Source organism: Mycobacterium angelicum, from assembly GCF_002086155.1.
Taxonomy (GTDB): domain Bacteria; phylum Actinomycetota; class Actinomycetes; order Mycobacteriales; family Mycobacteriaceae; genus Mycobacterium; species Mycobacterium angelicum.
Window position 1 is genome coordinate 1 of record NZ_MVHE01000123.1, and the last position, 7256, is coordinate 7256.

The 7256-nt window shown below is 72.5% G+C and carries 3 protein-coding genes and 1 pseudogene; 2 read left to right on the top strand and 2 right to left on the bottom strand.

The window, feature by feature from the left end:
- Window positions 1-521 (bottom strand): PE family protein (locus BST12_RS28055; RefSeq protein WP_139802006.1); only part of this gene is annotated, 521 nt, incomplete at its 3' end.
- Between the two features lie 951 nt (window positions 522-1472).
- Between BST12_RS28055 and BST12_RS28065 the strand changes: the two genes are divergently transcribed.
- Entirely contained in the window at window positions 1473-2306 is an 834-nt protein-coding gene (locus BST12_RS28065; RefSeq protein WP_083116447.1) for an amidohydrolase family protein, read from the top strand.
- Window positions 2303-3847, top strand: coding sequence for an acetolactate synthase large subunit (locus BST12_RS28070; RefSeq protein ID WP_083116448.1), 1545 nt, complete (start codon window positions 2303-2305; stop codon window positions 3845-3847). The genes BST12_RS28065 and BST12_RS28070 overlap by 4 nt, the downstream gene beginning before the upstream one ends.
- Here the strand turns inward: BST12_RS28070 and BST12_RS32385 are convergent.
- Window positions 3848-7256, bottom strand: a pseudogene (locus BST12_RS32385) (PE family protein); the annotation flags it as partial.

Sequence of the window (7256 nt, forward strand, 5' to 3'; positions counted from 1 at the left end):
GCCCCACCTGCTCCACCGGCACCGCCAGCGCCACCGTTGCCCCACAATCCCGCCGACCCGCCGGCCCCGCCGGCCTGGCCGGTCGCCCCCGCCGCGCCGGCACCGCCGTTGCCGATCAGGATGCCGCCATCGCCGCCGGCTCCACCCGGGGTGGTCGCATTTGCGCCGTTCCCGATCAGCGGGCGCCCGAATAACGTTTGCGTAGGCGCATTGATTAAGCCCAATACGCTCTGCTCGATGTTGGTGGCCTCAGCCAAGCCGTAGGCATTGGCCCCAAACTGCAGTGAGTGCACGAATTGCTGGTGGAAAGACTGCACCTGGAGGCTGATCGCTTGATAGTCCTGGCCGAAGCCGCCGAACAGGGCCGCGATCTGGGCAGACACCTCGTCGGCGCCCGCGGCCAGTACCTGTGTCGTCGAAGCTGCTGCGGCAGCGTTAGCCGCACTCACGGTGGAGCCGACACCCGCTAAGTCGGCAGCCGCTGCGGCCACTACTTCAGGTGAGATCCACACATAAGACATCGGGCGGCTCCCACCATTTGGCAACGCAGCTATCACACCGAATTAGTGGCGTGGCAGTAAGCCGGGATTTTAGTCGTTCGGCGTCAAATCCGTTATCGGTTTGGTCATTATTTGGGCTTATTAAAGCGCCAGAGTGTGCATGTTGTCTGCATATCTGGCTATCGCTTAGGCGAAATCACCAAAAACCAGATATCAGGGTGTGCGGATCGCCCAACCGAGTGGTTTGGATACGCGTATTCCCATGGCATGCAACAGATTTCGGGGCCCATGCGGTAGACCTACCCGTCCCCGGCTGGGCTCGAATCCGGTCACGACGGCAATGGCGCGAGTTACGGGGTCACCGGCGTGGTCGCCACTCAATTCATTGCGAATAGGCAAAGATTGCGCATTGAATTGCTCATGAGTGCATGCGTTCATTTCGGATTGAATTCATAAACAGTTGCGTAAGCGCATTAAATGACACCGGGTGCTCTGCAATTGATTCGTACCAAAAGTATGGCGTTTGGTGAGCGTTTGCGATTTGGCGGGCGCTCAAGGGTTCGCGACACCCTGTCGCTGGCCCGGGCGTGCCCGCGACACCAGGCCGCCGCCGCACCCCGCGCCGGCGGTCTGGTGGCCCCGCCGTCCGGCCAAGTCAACCTCATCGCAAGAAGCTTCCGCCGCAGCTCATAGGTCCGTTTTGCCGACATCACCGTGGGTCAGCGGGGCCCGTGCATGCGGCGCCGCCGCGCCCACCGCGAAACGAGGCGAGACGAGGGGCAGTAAGCGACTCCGGACCTTTGGAATCACCAGGATGTGGCGGTAGCCCGACAAACACGTCAGCGGTGCGCAATCTGGATAGCGTCCTTCGTTTGGTGAATTCAAGATCGGCCCCTGTACCGCGGTGAAGCCAACCGGACCGACCAAGCCGTTGCTGTCGACGCCGCCCGCCGCGTCTACAGTCAAAACGCGATGACGATCGATGTATGGATGCAGCATCCGACACAACGCTTCCTGCGCAGCGACATGCTGGCCTCCCTGCGGCGCTGGACCGGCGGAGCGATGCCCGACACCGACATTCCCATCGAGACCACCGTCGCATCGATGGATGCCGCGGGCGTCGGCATAGGCCTGCTCAGCGCGTGGCGCGGCCCGGGCGGCCAGGACTTGATCTCCAATGACGAGGTCGCCGAGTGGATCGGCCGCCATCCCACCAGGTTCGCCGGCCTGGCGACGGCCGACCTGGACCGTCCGATGGCCGCGGTCCGCGAACTGCGGGGCCGCCTACAAGACGGTTTCGCCGGGCTGCGGGTGGTGCCCTGGCTGTGGAACGCGCCACCGACCGACCGCCGTTACTACCCGCTGTTCGCTGAATGTGTGGAAGCGGGAGTGCCGTTCTGCACCCAGGTCGGCCACACCGGCCCGCTGCGGCCGTCTGAAACCGGACGCCCGATCCCCTACATCGACCAGGTGGCTTTGGACTTCCCGGAACTCACCATCGTGTGCGGACACGTCGGCTACCCGTGGACCGAAGAGATGGTCGCGGTGGCCCGCAAGCATGAGAACGTCTACATCGACACCTCGGCCTACACCATCAAACGGCTGCCACCCGAGCTCATCAGATTCATGAAAACCGGGACCGGGCAACGAAAAGTCTTGTTCGGCACCAACTATCCGATGATCGGGCACACACACGCCCTGGCCGGGCTCGACGAACTCGGCCTCACTGACGACGCGCGCCGCGACTTTCTGCATGCCAACGCCGAGCGGGTTTTCCGGCTCACCGATCGAGAGGTTTCCACATGAACGGTGCCCAGGCTCTGATCAACACGTTGGTCGACGGGGGAGTGGACGTGTGCTTCGCCAACCCCGGCACCTCGGAGATGCACTTCGTGGCGGCGCTGGACGATGTGGCCCAAATGCGTGGTGTGCTAACCCTTTTCGAGGGCGTCGCCACCGGTGCTGCCGACGGTTACGCGCGCATCGCCGACAAGCCCGCGGCCGTATTGCTGCACCTGGGGCCGGGATTGGGCAACGGCCTGGCCAATCTGCACAACGCGCGGCGGGCTCGGGTGCCGATGGTCGTGGTCGTCGGTGACCACGCCACTTATCACAAAAAGTACGACGCCCCACTGGAATCCGACATCGATGCGCTCGCCGGCACCGTTTCGGGCTGGGTACACCGGACGGAAACCGCCGCCAACGTCGGCGCCGACACCGCCGAAGCCATGGCCGCCAGCCGGTCCGGTCCGCAGGTGGCCACACTGATCCTGCCGGCCGATGCATCGTGGTCCGACGGCGCCCAACCCGGCACCCCGCCAGCCACACCGAAAACCGAGCCCGCCGATATCGCCGCGGTGGCCAAGGTGCTGCGGTCCAACGAGCCGGCGATGATCCTGATCGGCGGAGACGCCACCCGCGGACCGGGGCTGGCCGCGGCGGCCCGGATCGCCGAGGCCACCGGCGCGCGCTGGCTGTGTGAAACGTTCCCGACCCGACTCGAGCGCGGCGCCGGTGTGCCCGCCGTCGATCGGCTCAACTATTTCGCCGAGGGTGCCGCCGCCCAACTCGACGGCGCCAAGCATCTGGTGCTGGCCGGCGCGAAGTCACCGGTGTCGTTCTTCGCCTACCCGGGCATGGCAAGCGACCTGGTACCGGCGGGCTGCGAGGTGCACGTCCTCGCCGAATACGGCGGCGCCGCAGACGCTTTGGTCGCACTGGCCGACGAATTGGCGCCCGGGACGACGGCGCCGCTGGCGGCTTTATCGCGTCCGTCGCTGCCGGCGGGGGCGCTGACGTCGCTGTCGGCGGCCGGCGTGATCGGCGCGCTGCTGCCCGAACGTGCGATCGTCGTCGACGAGTCCAACACCTCCGGGCTGCCGCTGGCGCAGGCCACCGCGGGCGCACCGGCCCACGACTGGCTGACGCTGACGGGGGGAGCGATCGGCTACGGCATCCCCGTCGCGGTGGGGGCCGCGGTGGCCGCCCCGGACCGGCCGGTGCTGAACCTGGAGTCCGACGGTTCGGCGATGTACACGATTTCGGGGCTGTGGACGCAGGCGCGGGAGAACCTCGACGTCACGACCGTGATCTACAACAACGGCGCCTACGACATCCTGCGTCTGGAGCTGCAACGCGTGGGAGCCGGATCTACGCCTGGCCCCAAAGCGCTTGATTTGCTTGATATTTCGCGCCCCACCCTGGATTTCGTCAAGATCGCCGAAGGCATGGGCGTGCCGGCCCGGCGGGTGAGCACCGCCGAAGAATTCGCCGACGCCCTGCGCTGGGCGTTTAACGAACCTGGACCGCACGTGATCGACGCGGTGGTGCCATCCCTTTTGGGCTAGTTAGGTGACGGCGCCGTTGGTGCCGTCGCTGCCGTCGAAGCCGTCCGAGCCGTTGAAGCCGCCGCCGGTACCCAGGCCGCCGTCACCGCCTTGGCCGCCGGGGCCGCCCAGACCGCCGGGTGCGCCGACGCCGTCGCCGCCGTTGCCGCCGTTGCCGCCGTTGCCGGCGTTGCCACCGTTGCCAACGGGTGCGGTATTGCCGCCGCCGTTGCCGCCGAGCCCGCCTTTGCCGCCGCCGCCGCCGGCGCCGCCGGCGTTGACACCGCTGCCGCTGCCGCCCTTTCCGCCGTCGCCGCCGTCGCCGCCGCGTGCGCCGTTGGCAGCGGTGTCGCCGCTGATGGTGTTGTCCGCCCCGGCTCCGCCGTTTCCGGCGTTACCGCCGGTTCCGCCGGCGCCGCCGTTGGCGCCCGCGCCGACACCCATGCCCGCGTCGCCGCCCTTGCCGCCTTTGCCGCCGTTGCCGCCCGCGGTGCCGTTCTCGCCAGTGCCGGCGCCGGGGGAGAGACCGTCCCCGCCGTCGCCGCCATGACCACCGGTCCCGCCGCTGCCGTTGGTGCCGCCGGCACCGGCGCTGCCACCTTGGCCACCTTGTCCGCCCTGGCCGCCGTTGTTTCCGTTGACTCCCACCAGGAAGCTTGACTCGCCCTTGCCGCCGGTACCGCCGGTCCCGCCGTTCCCGCCGATGCCCGCATGGCCGGCGACGCCGCCGATGTTGGCCACACCGCCGTCGCCGGCCTGCCCGCCGGAACCGCCAATGCCACCGGCGCCGGCGGTGCCGCCGGTGCCGAAACCGCCGTCGCCGCCTTGGCCGCCTTGGCCGCCCTCGCCGCCGTTGCCGCTGGCGGCGCTGCTGACCTGGTCTGTGTTAAGGCCACCGATGCCGCCGCTGCCGCCCTGGCCGCCGTTGCCGCCTTTGCCGCCGACCGTGTTGTCGGAGCCGATGCCGCCTTTAGCGCCCAGGCCGCCCTTGCCGCCGTCGCCGGCCACCCCGCCCTTGCCGGCCGCGCCCACGCCGGTGCCCGCGTTGCCGCCATTGCCCCCGGTGCCGCCGTCGCCGCCATTGCCGCCGTCCATATCGAAGGTGCCCGCCTTACCGGCACCACCCTTGCCGCCGGTGCCGCCGGCGCCGCCGTCGCCGTTGGTGCCGCCGGCGCCGGCGCTGCCGCCCGCGCCGCCCACGCCGCCGTTGCCGCCTTTGAATCCGGCCTGGCCCGCGACGGTGGCGTCGGCGCCGGTGCCGCCGGTACCGCCGGTGCCGCCGTTGCCGCCGATGCCGGCGTGGCCGGCGACGCCGCCGGTGTTGGCCGCACCGCCGTCGCCGGCCTGCCCGCCGGCGCCGCCGGTGCCGCCGGTGCCGGCGGTTCCGATGGTGCCGGTGCCGCCTTGGCCGCCCTGGCCGCCCTGGCCGCCGTTGCCGCCGTTGCCGCTGGCAGCGCTGCTGGCTTGGTCGGTGTTGAGGCCGCCGCTGCCGCCGGCCCCGCCTTGGCCGCCCTGGCCGCCTTGACCGCCCTTGGCGTTGGCCGCGCCGGTGCCACCTTGGCCGCCGTGACCGCCCTGGCCGCCGTCGCCCGCGATCCCGCCGCTGGCGGCCGCGCCGACGCCGGTGCCGGCGTTGCCGCCGTTGCCGCCGGTCCCGCCGTTGCCGCCGTTGCCGCCGGTCAGGCCGGTCGCGGCGGCCTGGCCGACGCCACCGTTACCGCCGGTGCCGCCGACGCCTCCGTCGCCGTTGGTGCCGCCGACGCCGGCGCTGCCGCCCGCGCCGCCCTGGCCGCCCTGCCCGCCGTTGAAGCCGGAGCCTCCCGGGCCGGTGCCATCGGCGCCGGTGCCGCCTTGGCCGCCGGCGCCGCCCTTACCGCCGATGCCGTCGTTGCCGGCGACGCCGCCGGCGTTGGCCGAACCGCCTGCACCGGCCGTCCCGCCGGCGCCGCCGGCGCCGCCGGTACCGGCGGGGCCGATGGTCCCGGTTCCGCCGGTGCCGCCTTGGCCGCCCTGGCCACCGTTACCGCCATTGCCGCTGGCGGCGCTGCTGACTTGGTCGCTGTTCAGCCCGCCGGTGCCGCCCTTGCCGCCGTCACCGCCGCCCCCGCCGTCGCCGCCCATCGAATCGGCTGCGCCAGTACCGCCCTGGCCGCCCTGGCCGCCGTTTCCGCCGTTGCCGGCCGCGCCGCCGCTGCCGGCCGCGCCCACGCCGGTGCCGGCGTTGCCGCCGTTGCCGCCGCTGCCGCCGATGCCGCCGGCCCCGCCGGTCTGGCCGGTCGCGCCGGCCTTGCCGGTGCCGCCGTTGCCGCCGACGCCGCCGGCCCCGCCGTCGCCGTTCACGCCGCCTGCACCGGCGTCGCCACCGGCACCACCCTGGCCGCCCTGGCCGCCGGTGAAGCCGATGCTGCCGGGGCTCGCGTTGGAGGTGCCCTTGCCGCCCTGGCCGCCCTGGCCGCCCTGACCGCCGCTGCCGGCGTTGCCGGCGACGCCGCCGGTGTTGGCCGCACCGCCCTCGCCGGCCTGCCCGCCACGGCCTCCGGTGCCGCCATTGCCGGCGGTCCCGATGGTGCCGGTGCCGCCTTGGCCGCCTTGGCCGCCTTTGCCGCCGTTGCCGCCGTTGCCGCTGGCTGCGCTGGTGACTTGGTCGGTGTTGAGGCCGCCGACGCCGCCGTCGCCGCCCCGGCCGCCGTCGCCGCCCTTGCCGCCGCCGGTATCTGCGGCGCCGGCGCCACCGGTGGCGCCGATTCCACCGTTGCCGCCATTGCCCCCGGCTCCGCCGCTGCCGGCCGCGCCGACGCCGGTGCCGGCAGTGCCGCCGGCGCCGCCGGTGCCGCCGGCGCCGCCTTGGCCGCCATCCAGACCGGTCGCGGCGGCCTTGCCCGCGCCACCGTTACCGCCGGTGCCGCCGGCCCCGCCGTTGCCGTTGGTGCCGCCGACGCCGGCGCTGCCGCCCGCGCCACCCACTCCGCCATCGCCGCCCTTGAATCCGGCCTGGCCGGCGACGGTGGCGTCGGCGCCGGTTCCCCCGGTGCCACCGGCGCCACCGTTGCCGCCGACGCCGGCGTTGCCGGCGACGCCACCGATATTGGCCGCGCCGCCGCCGCCGGCCTGCCCGCCGTCGCCGCCGGTGCCTCCGGTGCCCGCATTTCCGATGGTGCCGGTGCCGCCTTGGCCGCCCTGGCCGCCCAGGCCGCCGTTGCCCCCGTTGCCGCTGGCGGCGCTGCTGATTTGGTCGGTGTTGAGGCCGCCCATGCCGCCGGTGCCGCCGGCGCCACCGCCGCCGCCCTCGCTGCCGGGGGCGTCGACCAGGCCCTGGCCGCCCTGCCCGCCCTGGCCGCCGTTGCCGCCGTTGCCGGCCGCCCCGCCCGCGCCGGCCGCGCCGACGCCGGTACCGGCGTTGCCGCCGTCGCCGCCGGTGCCGCCTTGGCCG